The following is a 14,735-nucleotide window of genomic DNA, read 5'->3' on the forward strand; positions in this document are numbered from 1 at the left end:
GTTAATAAGGGATGAAAAAGGTGTGAATTTTCACACCTTTATTATATTTAAGAGAGGAATTTACATAAATATGAAATTAGCAATTTCTTATAATGAGATGGTAAAAGAATTTTTAGGGAAAGTAGAAGGAAGTATTAAAATACCTAAAGATGTGCAAGGAACGGAACTTAGGATAAAAAGGAAAACTGAACTATTTCCAAATTTGACTCACATTGTAGATTTAATAGGAGCGACTGCAACGTGGTTATATCATATTTCTAAAGAAAAACATATTGTCGTGCTTTATCATGTAAGAGGAAGTTTATTTCCGATTACTATTGAAGTTTCTAATTTTCTCTCCTATGAAAGTTTGGATTTACAGATTGAAGAGCAACTGGAACAAATTAAAGAAATGAATGAGGAAGAAATAGAAGAGTTTCAAAACGGTAATACATTATATGAAATGTCACCTATTATTATTGGTGAAACATATTATGAGCTACAAGACACGAATACATTACAATTTGTATTTAGTAAAAATATGCAAAGTGTAGAAATAATATTTAATAGTGTTAATTGGAAGGAAACAACGATTACTCGTTATGCACAACAAATACAAGGTGTTTTAATTGGTACATCACAAAATAAGAATAATTATATAAAAAATTTTAATATTATTACAGAGGCCGAGATGGCACTTTATAGTCAAGTGAATGATACGACAGCAGTATATCCTGAGAAAAGTATCGTCGATATGTTCTATAATACTGTTACTCAATTTCCAAATCGTATAGCTTTATCTTCAAGGGAAGGTACTTTAACTTATGAGGAGCTAAATAAAAAAAGTAATCAAATAGCTCATATATTAATTAAAAATGGCGTCCAATTAGGAGACTATGTTGGAATATTTATGAAACGTAGCATAGACACAGTAGTAAGTATGGTAGCTATATTAAAAGCTGGTGCAGCGTATGTTCCGATTGATCCAGATTATCCAGAAAGTAGAATACAGTACATTATTCAAGATAGCCAAGCGAAAGTTATATTGATGAAAGAGACGCCTATAACATGTGATGGGGTTCAAACAGTTTCAATGTATGATAGTGAAACTTGTGAAGATATAGATGTAAAGTTGTCTATTCATTGTGATGATGTAGCTTATATGATTTATACATCTGGTTCAACAGGGAATCCAAAGGGAACGATGTTAGCACATAGAGGCGTTGTTAATCTGTACACTTGGATGCAAAAGCAATATGAATTGACAGAAGAGGATGTATTTGCCCAATTTCCTTCCTTTAGTTTCGATGCTTCTGTATGGGAGTCATTTGCTTCTTTATTCTGCGGAGGAAATTTGTATGTATTATTAGAGGAAGAGCGATTGTCTGTAGAAGCATTTGCAAATGCAATCTATAAAGTGAAAGCAACTTCGATCTTGGCATTAGCAACAATTTTTGTTCGACAAGTAGCAACTTATTTAGCAGAAGAAGATATATATAAGCTAGCTTCCCTAAAAAGAATTGCGATTGGCGGTGAAATGTTGCCTGTAGAGGTTATTAAATTGTGGAGAGAAAGAATAGGTACAAATGTTGAAATTCATAATGTATACGGACCGACAGAATGTACTGTAGTGACGACAACCTATAAAATACCTAGTCAGTTAAATGAGGATGTTGCGAGTATTCCCATTGGTAAACCATGTGCTAATTATCAAGTTATGATTTTGGATGAGAATATGAATCTTTGTCCAATTGGTGTACCTGGTGAATTATATATAGATTCAGTAGGATTAGCAAAAGGGTATTTTAATAAGCCTAATAAAACAATTGAAGCTTTTATTCAGAACCCTTTCAATCCTATAGTTAATATATATAAAACAGGTGATATTGTTAAGTTGTTAGAGGATGGAAATATAGAATTTTTACATCGGAAAGATGATCAAGTAAAGATTAGAGGACATCGTATTGAACTAGGAGAAATCCAAAGTAAAATTTCTCAAAATCATAATATAAAAGAAAATGCTGTGTTTGCTAAGAAGAGTAAGGAAGGTAGCCAATATTTAATCGCGTTCTATACAACTTTAAATAAAAAAGAAATACCAGAATTAGTTTATCAGTTACAAGAGCAATTACCAGATTATATGGTGCCATCTAAACTAATTTATATTAATGAATTACCACTTACACCTAATAAAAAGATTGATGTTAAGAAGTTAGCTCAGTTAGAAGAAAAGTATGAACCGGTTCGTCTACAAGAATATGTTGCACCTTCTAATAAAGCAGAGAAACAAATAGCGCGCGCTTGGGCGGAAGTATTAGGAATTTCAAAAGTTGGAGTGCATGATGATTTCTTTACAATTGGTGGACATTCATTAAAAGTATTACGAGTCTTAACATTGTTAAAAGAAGATTTTTCACATTTAACAATTCAAGATTTCTTTAAAGAAAGAACGATATATGGATTAGCTCGAATTGAGCGAGAAGTAAAAGTAGAGAAAGAAGAAGTATTTCGTGAATATAAAGTGATTCACGAACCAGATACTATTACGTATGCAAACGTTTTGGAAGAAACCCAGATTTCAAATGTCTTTTTAACAGGAGCTACTGGTTATTTAGGATCACACATATTATATGAATTGTTGAGAGATACATCTGCTACTATTTATTGTTTAGTAAGACCAACCAAAGATGTGCAACAAAGAATTATAGATACATTAACAGGCTACTTTAGTGATATATGTGAAGAATGGTTACAGCGTATACAGGCCGTAGCTGGTGATCTGGGGGAAGAGTATCTTGGGATGAGCGAAGAAGAATTTATGTTCATCAGTTCTAAGATGGATACGATAATTCATTGCGGTGCAGATGTAAGACATTTTGGAGATGTAAAACAATTTGAAAATATAAATGTCCAAGGAACTAGCCGTATGCTAGCATTAGCGGAGAAAGGTGCTACATTCCATTTTATTTCTACAATTGGTATCCCGTTAGAATTAGCGGTAGATCAATGGGATACATACATGAAAACTGGTGATTTTAATTACAGTGTAGACTTAGAGAATGTATATTCAAATAGTAAACTACAAGCGGAAAACATTGTTCGTGAAGCAATGAAAAATGGTTTGCGCGGAAATATTTATCGTGCAGGTAATTTAGCATGTCATTCAGAAACAGGTTCGTTCCAACAAAATATTGAAGGAAACGCATTTTATCGTCTTATTAAAACAATGCTATTAATTGGGAAAGCACCAAATGTGAAGTGGAAAGTTGATTTCACACCAATTGATTTTGCTAGTAAATCAATTGTATTGTATTTAAAAGATTCGCAAATTGTAGGAGAGACGTTACATATTTGTCATCCACATCAAATTGAGTTTGAACAATTTATACAGTTAATTGGAGAGTGTGGATACAATCTTGAAATGGTTCCACTTTCAGAATATGTAAATACCGGACTTGAATTAGCGAAGGAAAATGAAGTAATAGCAGAGTTAATTGCTTCTCAAGTTGCAGGAGATGGAGCGCAGCAATCTGAAATTGTAATGGGTACGCGTAGAACGAATGAATGGATTAAGAAAAAAGAATTGATAGTACCAGCAATCAATAAAGAATTTATACAGCAGTTATTAGCTCATGGTGAAAAAGTTGGATATTTTCCAAAAATAATGAAATGATTATGCATGCTTTTGTTTGTTCAATAAAATAAATCATGCTACAATGAAAACGAATTAAGGACCGGGGAGCCAATTGGCTGAGAGGATGTAAGTAAACATCGACCCTCAACCTGATCTGGATAATGCCAGCGTAGGGAGTTACTTAAAGTGATGTAGCATATGTTATTCTATAATAACTTGCATACAAGGCTTTCCTACGCAGTAGGAAAGCCTTTTCTTATTTTTGAAATCTAATTTTATAAGGGGGATTTTATTATGTCACAACAAGTTACAATGTCATTTTCAGTAGTACCACAAGCGAAAACGAAAGATGTATATTCTGTTGTCGATAAAGCAATTGAAGTTGTGCAACAATCGGGAGTTCGTTATGAAGTAGGGGCAATGGAAACAACTTTGGAAGGAGAATTAGATGTACTTCTTGATGTCGTTAAACGTGCGCAACAAGCTTGCGTCGATGCTGGAGCAGAAGAAGTGATTACTTCTATTAAAATCCATTATCGTCCAAGCACTGGTGTAACGATAGATGAAAAGGTTTGGAAGTACCGTGATGAATATGCAAAACCAGAAGCAATCTAAACTTATTACAACTATTTGGCTTATCCTTCTCATTGCGATATGGGAAGGATCTGTTTCATTATTTAAAATCGAACCGTGGATTTTACCAAAGCCTTCTGCCATTGTTCAAGAATTAATTGGGATGAAAGATTTACTATTACCAAATACGATGCAAACACTGCAGGAAGTTATAATTGGACTATTCTTTGCAATTTTATTGGGGACGAGCATCGCAATTATTATGGACGTTATACCGTTATTTCGTATTTTAATAAATCCATTGCTCGTTATTTCGCAAACAATTCCAATTGTTGTACTTGCACCGCTATTTATTATTTGGTTTGGATATGGGATGTTGCCGAAAGTAATGGTCGTAATACTCGTTTGTTTCTTCCCAATTGCGCTTAGTATTTTAGAAGGTTTTCAAACAGTAGATAAAAACATGTTGAAGCTTTTACAAACAATGAAGGCGACAAAATGGCAAGTTTACCAGAAAGTAAAATTTCCAGCAGTGCTTCCATACTTTTTCTCCGGTTTAAAAATTGCAGTTACATATAGCGTAATGGGGGCAATTATCGGAGAATGGCTCGGTGCAAGTGAAGGATTAGGCGTTATGCTTACGAGGGCTACAAAATCCTTTTTGACTGCCCGAGTATTTGGTGTTGCAGCAATCATCGTTATAGTGACATTATGCCTGTATTTTATCGTAGAGTTTATGGCAAGAATAACAGCACCATGGATATATAGAAAGGACGGCAGAAAATGAAAAAAGGTTTGAAAGTTATGTTAGCTGCCTTAGTAGCGGTAGGTGTGGCTGGATGTAATCCGGCGAAGAAAGAAGAAAGTGCAAGTAAAGATCAAAAAGTAAAAGTAGTATTAGATTGGTTTCCAAATACGAATCATACTGGCTTGTATGTAGCGCAAACGAAAGATTATTACAAAAAGCAAGGATTAGATGTAGAAATTATTCAACCAGGTGACAATGTAACAGTAGAGCAAATGATAGCATCAGGAAAAGCAGACTTCGCAATAAGCGCACAAGAAAATGTAACATTAGCTCGTGTGGAAGGAATTCCTGTTGTATCTGTAGGAGCGATTATTCAGCATAACACTTCAGCGTTTGCATCGCTTAAGAAAGATAATATGACGTCACCGAAAGATTTTGAAGGTAAACGTTATGGCGGCTGGGGAGGACCAGCGGAAGAAGCGACATTAAAGACGATTATGGATAAGCATCAAGCTGATTTTAATAAAGTTGAAAAAATCAGCTTAGGACAAACAGATTTCTTTAAATCAATCGGCCGTGATGCAGATTTCGAATGGATTTATTACGGTTGGGATGGTATTGAAGCGAAGCGCCAAGGAAAAGAGTTAAATACGATTATGGTGAAAGACTTAGATCCAGCGCTTGATTTCTATAGTCCTGTTATTATTACGAGTGAAAAACATACGAAGCAAGATAAAGACTTTGTGAAAAAGTTTATGAGTGCAACAACAGAAGGTTATAATTTTGCAATTAAGGAACGGAAAGAAGCTGCTGATATTCTAATTAAAGCTGTTCCAGATGTAAATAAAGATTTAGTTCAAGAAAGCCAGAAATGGTTAAGTACGAAGTATCAAGATGATGCGAAAGCATGGGGAGTACAGAAGGAAGAAATTTGGACGAATTACATGAATTTCTTATATGACAACAAAGTTATTAAAAAGAAAATCGATGTAAAAGATGCTTTTACAAATGAATTCCTTCCAAGTGAAAAATGAGCGGATTACAAATAAAAAATATAGTGAAATCTTTCGACGGAAAGAATGTATTAGAGAATATTAGTGCCTCTATACAAGAGGGAGAGTTTGTTTCTTTTGTAGGACCGAGTGGTTGCGGGAAAAGCACATTATTAAACATGATTGCAAATGTTGAAAAACCAACAAGCGGGAACGTAATGTATAAAGATAAGCAAGTACAAGAGCAAGATGTTGTTAGTTATATGCCACAACAAGATTTATTACTACCGTGGCGATCAGCTTTGCAAAATATCGTTCTTCCGTTAGAAATTGAAGGAAAGCCGAAAAAACAAAGGCTGACAGAAGGAATGGAAGCATTAAAGCAGTTCGAACTAGATGAATATGCAGACCATTATCCAGATGAATTGTCTGGTGGTATGCGTCAAAGAATTAGTTTTCTGCGCACATATTTATGTGAAAAGCCAATTATGCTGCTTGATGAGCCTTTTGGAAAGTTAGATGCATTTACAAAAATGGAAGTACATAGCTGGCTTTTAAACTCTTGGCATCAAGAGAAGCAAACAATCGTTATGGTTACACATGACTTAGATGAGGCAATCTTGCTTTCAGATCGCGTATTTATTTTATCTCAAAGACCAGCGTCAATTGTTGGCGAGGTACAAGTGAAATTACCTAGACCGAGAACGATGGATATGTTAACATCACTCGAATTAAAAAAGGATAAAGAAGAGATTTTAAGTGTGTTAGCTCCTTATATGAAAAAATAGAAAAAGCCTTTTAACAGTTGTTAGTATAATTACTGTTAAGAGGCTTTTTTTAGAATATGAAAAGATGGAGAAGGAACAAAAGGGAAAATAGAGAATAGAATATAACAGAGTAGTTTATACTCTTAATATAACAAATGTTAAAGGAGTGAAAGGATAAAATGACTTTATCAACTGTTCTTCAAATGGTTTTAGCTTGATATGGGAGAAGTCTGCCCATTTTTTAAGATTAAGCTAAATTGAAGACAGCAGGTAAAGAACCTTAATCCTTTTTTACGATAATATGTAATGGGTAAGGTGTATTCACCTTACCCATTTTTATATGCATAATTAAATAAGGATTCATACTGTTGGTCTCTCTATTTAGCTTATGGACGATAAGTAAAGGAGAGAAAAAAATGAGTATATTAACAGTAGAAAATTTAAGTCATTCGTATGGTGAGAAAACCATCTTATATAATGCATGCTTTCGATTATTAAAGGGGGAGCATGTTGGGTTAGTAGGGAAAAATGGGATTGGAAAATCAACACTGCTAAGAATTTTAACAGGAGAACTTATACATGATGATGGGAACATTGAATGGTTTCCACATGTGAAGGTTGGATTTTTGCAGCAGCATATAGATTTACAAGAAGGAATAACAATTGCAGGATACTTGCAAAGTGCATTTTCTAACTTGTATGCGATTGAATACGAAATGTTAAAAATTGCAGAAGAGATGGCTGAAGCAGTAGAAGTAGAAAAATTGTTAGTAAGGTATGGAGAGTTACAAACTATATTGGAAAACTCTAATTTCTATCAAATTCATACAGAAATTGAAGAAGTGGCAATTGGTTTAGGGCTGTTTGAAATAGGATTGGAAAAGGATGTTTCAAAGTTAAGTGGAGGACAGCGGACAAAGTTATTACTAGGAAAGCTTCTTCTAGAAAAAGCTGATGTTTTATTGCTAGATGAACCAACGAACTATTTAGATACAGCACATATAGAATGGTTGCAATCGTACTTGAAACTGTACGAAAAAGCTTATATTATCATTTCGCATGATGAAGTATTTTTGAACAATATTACGAATGTCATTTACCATCTAGAAGAACGAAAAGTTAAGCGATATGTAGGGGATTATGAAAAGTTTTTACAAAGTTACCAAGTACAAAGGAAACAATTACAATCGGCGTATGTGAAACAACAAAAAGAAATTGCTCAGTTAGAAACATTTATTCAAAAAAATAAGATTCGAAAAGCAAAACAGGCAAAAAGTCGAGAGAAAGTATTGGAGAAAATGCAAAGGGTTGAAAAGGTTAATAATATACCTCGGTCCCGTTTTGCTTTTACTGTTTATAATGAACCAGTAAGTCGTATATTACAGGCTGAGAAACTAAGAGTGGGTTATAGTGAGCCGTTATTTCCAGACTTGAATTTACAAGTGAAAAAAGGAGAAAAGATAGCTGTTGTTGGTCATAATGGTATTGGAAAAACGACAATGTTAAAGACGTTATTAGGTCAAATAAAGCCGCTAAGCGGTTCAATTTTTGTTGGGGAACGAGTAAATCCTGCTTATTTTGCACAGGAAGAGTTTGCTTCAGAAATAACACCGTTAGAGAAAGTTTGGACAGAACGACCAGATATGACAAAGAAAGAAGTGCGCCAAGCATTAGCGAAGTGTGGATTGAAAGAAGAACACGTATTAAAACCTATTCGTTTATTAAGCGGTGGAGAGCAAACGAAAGTGCGTTTATGTGAACTTATCGTAACAAAAAGCAATGTTTTAATTTTAGACGAACCGACTAATCATTTGGATGTAGAAACTAAGATGGCTTTACAGGAAGCGTTACAACAATACAAAGGAACAGTTTTAATTGTCTCGCATGAACCTTCTTTCTATGAATCGTGGATAACAAAAGTATGGAATATAGAAGATTGGAATGCTGAACAATATGAATAAAGAAAAGGCATTAGCTTTTATGAGCTAATGCCTTTTCTTTGTGATTAACATGATTTTCGAGAACTCTTACATGAGAATTGTATGAAGAAGCACTCTTATGGTGCGCTTATAAGCGTGCTTTTTCTTTTGTTATATTTATAATAATACGAAAGCCTTTCCCTAACAGGTGACTATCTTTCTTTATATATATAGATAGTTCAAAATGGAATGAAAATAATTCCTATATGTAAAGGATAATGTGGATATTATAGGAAGACAATAGAAATTAAAGGAAATTCATGTAAAATTCAAATGAACTTCATATAAACTTCATATTAGAAACTAAATATAATTATAATAAGTTATTGTAATGTTTTTTATTTTTCGTAAAATTAAAAGTTTGAATTTAGGAGGTATTGCTCGAACCTAAATTCAAACTTTAGTGAAATAATTAATGGATATTACGTCTAGTTTTCGCTAATGACGGCATTTAAAAGTTCGGCAGGATTACCTGTTCCTGCACCACCAATTGTAATAGATCCGCCAGGAGGAATTTCGCCATTCCATCCTGCGTTCGTAATTACATAATGATTATTTGTTTTACTATTAATTTTAGAATCCCAAACTTGTGTTAAATTGCCGCTATAATCAAATTCTAATTTCCAATTTTTAATAGGGGTCGTTCCATTATTTTTGATTATAATCGAGAAGTTATAACCGCTGCCCCAATTCGAAGTGACTGAAAATGTAGCAGTGCCATTTCCATCAGGAGGTGTCGTATTAGCTTCATCTGTTTTGAAAGTAAGAGCGGTAGGTTGTGATTTATTTCCAGCAGCATCTTTGGCAATTACTGAAAATGTGTATTCCGTATTAGGTTTTAAGTTTTTAATTGTAATGCTATTTGTTGTTGCACTCCATTTTTCTTCTCCGGCAGTAATTTCGTATTCAGTAACGCCTACGTTATCAGTGGATGCAGTCCAACTTAATTGAACTGAGCTTGAATTTTTATTCGTAACTACAATATTTTTAACATTTGTTGGTGGCTCAGTATCTTTTTGACTAATAGGTCCACCAAGTAATTCTTTTACTAGCGTATCAAGTAATTTTGGACCACTACAACTATATTTTGGACTTGTACGGCAATCCCCGCTTAGTTCCCAAAACATTGCTCCACTTAAACCCTTCGTCTTTATATAGTCTGTTTTATATTTCATAGATTCATTGTCATCGTAGCTAATAAATGTGCCTGTAGTCGCATTATATAAGTAAGGTACTTTAGCTGTGTCATTCCAGTAGCGTACAAAACCATTTTTATTAACGTAATTGGCTGCTAAATCACCGTAATCATACACACCTGTGTCACCGGTAGAATAATCATCCCAAGTACCTTTAGAAGCAAGTTTCCCATCACTACCTGGTTTGCAAGGTTGATATTGTCCGTTATTTTCTTTTCCACAACTTTTCCAGCCACGTCCATAAAAAGGTACGCCTAATACTAGTTTATCCACTGGAACACCTTCATTGGTATAAACGTCTATAGCACCATCTACGTAAAAATTCGTATTTGCTGCTGGGTCATTTGGATCCTTGTATAGAGCTGCATTATGATTAGAAGTAGCTTCCCATCCACCGTGGAAATCATATGTCATAATATTAATCCAATCGAGTATTTGAGAAATTTTCTTTAGCTCTGTATGATCAGCGTAGCGTTGACTTGCACCTGACGCGATTGTTAGTAAATATTGTTTGCCATCTTCAGCACCTGCTTTATTCAAAGCATTTCGGACGTCTTGAAGAAGAAGAGTGAAATTTTGTTTATCTTCAGGACGATAACTACCACCAGGAATCGTTTCAACGCCCGGATATTCCCAGTCTAAATCTACGCCATCAAATCCATATGCGCGAAGAAAAGCTACTGTAGATTCGGCAAATACTTTTCTTGTCTTTTCATCAGCGGCCATATCAGAAAAGCGGTTAGACCAAGTCCAGCCACCAACGGAAATTATTGTTTTTAAATGAGGATATTTAGCTTTTAATCGTTTTAGTTCTCCGAAATTTCCGCAACGGGCATATTTATCGCAATCTTCCCAAGTTGTACCTGAGCCAGGATACGATTTGGTAACATCAGCCCATGGTTCACCGAGTACGAGAGTACCATTAGGAACCTCTTTATTTTGCAATGGTACACCAGATTCTTTACAGTTCCACGTTTGTTTATTTGGATTATCCGGATGGGTAGAAGGATTTCCATGTTTTCCATTCCAACAAATATCCGCGAAAGCATAGTTAAGGTGAGTAAGTTTTGATGCATCAATGTCAGCAACTTGATAATTACGTCCGTAAACGCCCCACGAAGGAAAGTACCCAACAATTTTTTGACTTTGCTTTGGTGAATCTGCTAATGCGAGATTAGGAGTAATAAAATTTGTGAGAAAAAGAGGTAAGAAAAGTAGTAGAGATAGTAATAGCAGTGTGAATTTTTGAGACCTCATAGCCATTTCTCCTTTCAAAATAAAAGATATATTTAAAGGCATACGCCAATAAATCAAAATGAATCTAGACGTATGAAACGTCTAGATAAAATGATCAGACATCACGAAGTCTATACAAGGGAGCTGGGGGTGATTAAATCGTAACAAATGTAAGATTTAGTGTAAACGCTTTATTAAGTTGAAAAAGACTTTCTCAATACAAAAAGGCTTGAATACAAACTATATATGAAAACGAAAGGTCGGTATGGGAGGAAATAGCTCATTATAAATAAATTTGAGAAAAAATTGTATGGAGCCAATTATTAAAGACGTAGAAAGATAAGGAAATATCATGTAAAATAATAGTAAAAATATGTAAAGGAGGGAATAGTGTGGATGTGTTTTTGAACATTGCTGAAGAAAAAATTCGACAAGCAATACGGAATGGTGATCTTGATTATCTTCCGGGAAAAGGAAAACCACTACAATTAGAAGATTTTTCAATGGTACCTCCAGAACTTAGAATGAGTTATAAAATTTTAAAAAATGCGGGAATGATTCCACCAGAGATGGAACTACAAAAAGATATATTAAAAATAGAGGATCTAATTGCCTGCTGTTATGATGAAGAAGAGAGAAAGAAATTACGAGAAGAGTTAACAATAAAAACGTTACGTTTTCAGCAGGTAATGGAAAAGAGAAAGATTAAAGATAGTTCAGCTTTTCGTATGTATCAAGACAAAGTATTTCGTAAATTACGCTAAGAGGGATAAGATGACTACATTTAAAACGATAGAAGAAATAGCGACCTATATCGAAGAACAACAATTGGTACTTCTGTTTATTAAAACGGAAAATTGTGGTGTTTGTGATGTTATGCTAAGAAAAGTAAATTGCGTATTAGAGAATTATGATTACGTAGAGAAAATAGAGATATTACTACAAGACATGCAAGAGATTGCGGGGCGATATGCCGTATTTACAGGACCGACAATTTTATTATTTTATAATGGAAAAGAGATCCTTCGAGAATCGCGCTTCATTTCACTTGAAAATCTAGAGAGAACCATTCAATTATTCGAGGAATAAGGGAGGCTTTTATATGGAATTTATTATTGTCATACTATTATTTGTTGTAGTTGGAATAATCGTAACAGCAGTTCGATCGAACAAAAAGAAGGTAAATCTTACAAAACAAAATAACATTCATAATTCATCTAACAGCTCATCACCATTATTTTTCTTTGCTGGATCTGATAATGATAGCTCGCATGATGGCGGCTCACATGATTGTGGAGGGTCTTTTGGGGGAGATAGCGGTGGAAGCTGCGGTGGTGGCGGTGATTGATGAAAATGCGCCTTATATAGGCGTATTTCTTTTTAAACAAACGTTTGATTAGTTGGCTTACATATTGCATAAACACAGTTAAACAAACGTTTGATTAATATTTTTAATATACTAAGGGGAATGGAAATGAAAAGGGAACCGAAAGTGAAAAATAAGGAGAAAGTAGTGTTATTTTTATTAGCTGCGGGAGGCGTATTTCTTGTTAAATTAGCATTTAAATTTGGAACGATACATATGATTCGAACTTGGTTTGAAAGTACGTTTTCTTAAATAAGGAATATATCCTCTTGCGATAGAGGTTTTTGATTTGTTATCATTAGACTGAACGGTCGGTTTAAAGAGGTGTGAATATGAGAAGAAGCGCAGAAGAGATAAAGAAAGAAATTGCATATAAAGCAGAAAGTCTATTTTCACAGAAGGGCTATGCAGCTACATCTATGGAAGAGATTTGTGAAATTACAGAGCGAAGTAAAGGAAGTATTTATTATCACTTTAAAAGTAAAGAAGAATTATTTTTATTTGTAGTGAAACAGCATACGTATGATTGGGTTGAAAAATGGAATGAAAAAGAGAAGTTGTATAGTACTAGTACTGAAAAACTATATGGTCTCGCGGAATATCATGTAGAGGACATACAGCAACCAATTTCAAATGCAATAGAGGAATTCTCTATGAGCCAAGTTGTAAGTAAAGAGATTCTGGATGAATTGTTAGCTTTAACTAGAGAATCATATGTTATGTTTGAGAAATTAATTGAAGCAGGTATACAGTCTGGAGAGTTCCGTGAAGATAATGCTCGTGATCTTATGTATATTGTGAACGGATTATTATCAGGGCTTGGAGTACTTTACTACGAGTTAGATTATAAAGAGCTGAAACGTATTTATAAAAAGGCAATAGATGTATTGTTAAAAGGAATGGCAGCTGAATAATAAGTCAGTTGCTTTTCTTACAAAACAAATTAGACCGAACGGTCGGTTTATGGAAGGGGAATGAAAGTGAAAGCTTTATTTAAAAACCGAGCATTTATGCTCGTTATGGCATCTGATATTTTACAACAATTTGCAATTTGGATCAGAAATATGGCTCTTTTATATTTCATAATGGAGCGGACAAATAATGATCCAGTTTCAGTGTCTCTATTATCTGTCATGGAGTATGCACCTATCTTTATTTTCTCGTTCATTGGTGGTGCATTAGCAGATCGTTGGAATCCGAAAAGAACAATGGTCGCTGGAGATGTGTTAAGTGTACTGTCTATTATAGGAATTGTCTTATTATTAAAATTTGATTATTGGCAGGCTATATTTTTTGCAACACTCATTTCCGCGATTGTAGGTCAGTTTTCTCAGCCCTCATCGTCGCGTATATTTAAGCGCTATGTAAAAGAAGAAGAGGTAGCAAATGCGATTGCATTTAACCAAACATTACAGTCATTATTTATGATTTTTGGACCAGTTGTAGGATCAATTGTGTATACACAACTTGGCTTATTTACATCACTATATAGTTTAATCATTTTATTTTTGTTATCTGCTATCGCCCTTTCATTTTTACCAAAATGGGTTGAAAAAGAGCAAGTGGCAAGAGATTCATTAAAAAATGATATAAAAGAAGGATGGAAATACGTTCTTCACACGAAAAATTTACGTATGATTACGATCACTTTTACAATTATGGGTTTAGCTGTTGGATTAACGAATCCATTAGAAGTATTCCTTGTAATTGAACGTTTAGGCATGGAAAAAGAAGCTGTTCAATATTTAGCAGCAGCTGATGGAATAGGTATGTTAATCGGTGGTATTGTTGCTGCAATTTTCGCTTCAAAAGTGAATCCGAAAAAGATGTTTGTATTCGGTATGGGCATATTAGCGATATCATTTTTAGTAGAAGGGCTATCTACATCATTTTGGATTACTAGTTTCATGAGATTTGGAACAGGTATTTGTTTAGCTTGTGTTAATATCGTTGTCGGTACGCTTATGATTCAACTTGTACCAGAAAATATGGTTGGAAGAGTAAATGGGACGATTTTACCACTGTTTATGGGAGCAATGTTAATTGGAACTTCACTAGCTGGAGGATTAAAGGAACTAACTTCACTAGTTACTGTGTTTTGTATAGCGATGGCACTTATTTTATTAGCGATAGGGCCAGTTCTACGTATGCAAATAAAGAAAGAAGCTGTCGCTAATAAAGAGGAACTAACAAATTCTTTAGCTTCGAAATAACTATTGTAAGGGAGCAAAATTGCTCCCTTTTTCTTTGAGGAACTTTTGACAA

Annotated in this window: 13 protein-coding genes and 1 riboswitch; of the genes, 12 read left to right on the forward strand and 1 reads right to left on the reverse strand. The window is 34.2% G+C overall.

Going from position 1 to position 14,735, the window contains the following annotated elements; genetic code table 11:
- The first annotated feature begins 70 nt into the window (after positions 1-70).
- The 6 genes from OXT04_RS17845 to OXT04_RS17870 all read left to right on the forward strand — a co-directional run bounded on the left by OXT04_RS17845 (position 71) and on the right by OXT04_RS17870 (position 8,654).
- On the forward strand, positions 71-3,652 hold the full coding sequence (locus tag OXT04_RS17845; RefSeq protein ID WP_098211364.1) for a non-ribosomal peptide synthetase family protein: 3,582 nt from the start codon (positions 71-73) through the stop codon (positions 3,650-3,652).
- Positions 3,653-3,704: 52 nt separating this feature from the next.
- Positions 3,705-3,806: riboswitch (TPP riboswitch) on the forward strand.
- 101 nt (positions 3,807-3,907) lie between these two features.
- Complete coding sequence (locus OXT04_RS17850; RefSeq protein ID WP_000082906.1) at positions 3,908-4,228, forward strand: MTH1187 family thiamine-binding protein; 321 nt, start codon at positions 3,908-3,910, stop codon at positions 4,226-4,228.
- Positions 4,200-4,973 carry an ABC transporter permease gene (locus OXT04_RS17855; RefSeq protein ID WP_001057164.1) on the forward strand — a complete coding sequence of 258 codons (774 nt, stop codon included), beginning with the start codon at positions 4,200-4,202 and terminating at the stop codon, positions 4,971-4,973. Before OXT04_RS17850 ends, OXT04_RS17855 begins: the two co-directional genes overlap by 29 nt.
- Complete coding sequence (locus tag OXT04_RS17860) at positions 4,970-5,968, forward strand: ABC transporter substrate-binding protein (RefSeq protein ID WP_267416416.1); 999 nt, start codon at positions 4,970-4,972, stop codon at positions 5,966-5,968. Before OXT04_RS17855 ends, OXT04_RS17860 begins: the two co-directional genes overlap by 4 nt.
- Complete coding sequence (locus OXT04_RS17865) at positions 5,965-6,714, forward strand: ABC transporter ATP-binding protein (protein ID WP_000016079.1); 750 nt, start codon at positions 5,965-5,967, stop codon at positions 6,712-6,714. Before OXT04_RS17860 ends, OXT04_RS17865 begins: the two co-directional genes overlap by 4 nt.
- Positions 6,715-7,109: 395 nt before the next feature.
- The gene (locus OXT04_RS17870) at positions 7,110-8,654 is read left to right on the forward strand and encodes an ABC-F family ATP-binding cassette domain-containing protein (protein WP_098236012.1); all 1,545 of its coding nucleotides are present in this window, start codon (positions 7,110-7,112) and stop codon (positions 8,652-8,654) included.
- 446 nt (positions 8,655-9,100) lie between these two features.
- Here the strand turns inward: OXT04_RS17870 and OXT04_RS17875 are convergent, their stop codons facing one another.
- Entirely contained in the window at positions 9,101-11,125 is a 2,025-nt protein-coding gene (locus OXT04_RS17875) for a glycosyl hydrolase family 18 protein (protein WP_267416421.1), read from the reverse strand.
- A gap of 371 nt (positions 11,126-11,496) precedes the next feature.
- Here OXT04_RS17875 and OXT04_RS17880 point away from each other — a divergent pair, with 371 nt between their 5' ends.
- The 6 genes from OXT04_RS17880 to OXT04_RS17905 all read left to right on the forward strand — a co-directional run bounded on the left by OXT04_RS17880 (position 11,497) and on the right by OXT04_RS17905 (position 14,683).
- Positions 11,497-11,868 (forward strand): DnaJ family domain-containing protein, encoded by a 372-nt coding sequence (locus OXT04_RS17880; protein WP_000382370.1) that lies wholly within the window; start codon positions 11,497-11,499, stop codon positions 11,866-11,868.
- A 10-nt stretch (positions 11,869-11,878) separates the two neighbouring features.
- Entirely contained in the window at positions 11,879-12,193 is a 315-nt protein-coding gene (locus OXT04_RS17885) for a thioredoxin family protein (protein WP_000206513.1), read from the forward strand.
- Between the two features lie 13 nt (positions 12,194-12,206).
- The gene (locus OXT04_RS17890) at positions 12,207-12,452 is read left to right on the forward strand and encodes a hypothetical protein (protein WP_000394364.1); all 246 of its coding nucleotides are present in this window, start codon (positions 12,207-12,209) and stop codon (positions 12,450-12,452) included.
- Between the two features lie 126 nt (positions 12,453-12,578).
- Positions 12,579-12,722, forward strand: a complete 144-nt coding sequence (locus tag OXT04_RS17895; RefSeq protein ID WP_069354903.1) for a histidine kinase — start codon at positions 12,579-12,581, stop codon at positions 12,720-12,722.
- Positions 12,723-12,802: 80 nt separating this feature from the next.
- Positions 12,803-13,384, forward strand: coding sequence for a TetR/AcrR family transcriptional regulator (locus tag OXT04_RS17900; RefSeq protein WP_001254447.1), 582 nt, complete (start codon positions 12,803-12,805; stop codon positions 13,382-13,384).
- Positions 13,385-13,450: 66 nt separating this feature from the next.
- Positions 13,451-14,683 carry an MFS transporter gene (locus OXT04_RS17905; protein WP_098236009.1) on the forward strand — a complete coding sequence of 411 codons (1,233 nt, stop codon included), beginning with the start codon at positions 13,451-13,453 and terminating at the stop codon, positions 14,681-14,683.
- The last annotated feature ends 52 nt before the right edge of the window (positions 14,684-14,735 follow it).

Source organism: Bacillus sp. GC_Bacil_1, assembly GCF_026540675.1.
GTDB classification, from domain to species: domain Bacteria; phylum Bacillota; class Bacilli; order Bacillales; family Bacillaceae_G; genus Bacillus_A; species Bacillus_A cereus.

Coding starts and splice junctions, on each gene's coding strand:
- OXT04_RS17845 (WP_098211364.1), top strand. CDS start 71: ATGAAATTAGCAATTTCTTATAATGAGATGGTAAAAGAATTTTTAGGG.
- OXT04_RS17850 (WP_000082906.1), top strand. CDS start 3,908: ATGTCACAACAAGTTACAATGTCATTTTCAGTAGTACCACAAGCGAAA.
- OXT04_RS17855 (WP_001057164.1), top strand. CDS start 4,200: ATGAATATGCAAAACCAGAAGCAATCTAAACTTATTACAACTATTTGG.
- OXT04_RS17860 (WP_267416416.1), top strand. CDS start 4,970: ATGAAAAAAGGTTTGAAAGTTATGTTAGCTGCCTTAGTAGCGGTAGGT.
- OXT04_RS17865 (WP_000016079.1), top strand. CDS start 5,965: ATGAGCGGATTACAAATAAAAAATATAGTGAAATCTTTCGACGGAAAG.
- OXT04_RS17870 (WP_098236012.1), top strand. CDS start 7,110: ATGAGTATATTAACAGTAGAAAATTTAAGTCATTCGTATGGTGAGAAA.
- OXT04_RS17875 (WP_267416421.1), bottom strand. CDS start 11,125: ATGAGGTCTCAAAAATTCACACTGCTATTACTATCTCTACTACTTTTC.
- OXT04_RS17885 (WP_000206513.1), top strand. CDS start 11,879: ATGACTACATTTAAAACGATAGAAGAAATAGCGACCTATATCGAAGAA.
- OXT04_RS17890 (WP_000394364.1), top strand. CDS start 12,207: ATGGAATTTATTATTGTCATACTATTATTTGTTGTAGTTGGAATAATC.
- OXT04_RS17895 (WP_069354903.1), top strand. CDS start 12,579: ATGAAAAGGGAACCGAAAGTGAAAAATAAGGAGAAAGTAGTGTTATTT.
- OXT04_RS17900 (WP_001254447.1), top strand. CDS start 12,803: ATGAGAAGAAGCGCAGAAGAGATAAAGAAAGAAATTGCATATAAAGCA.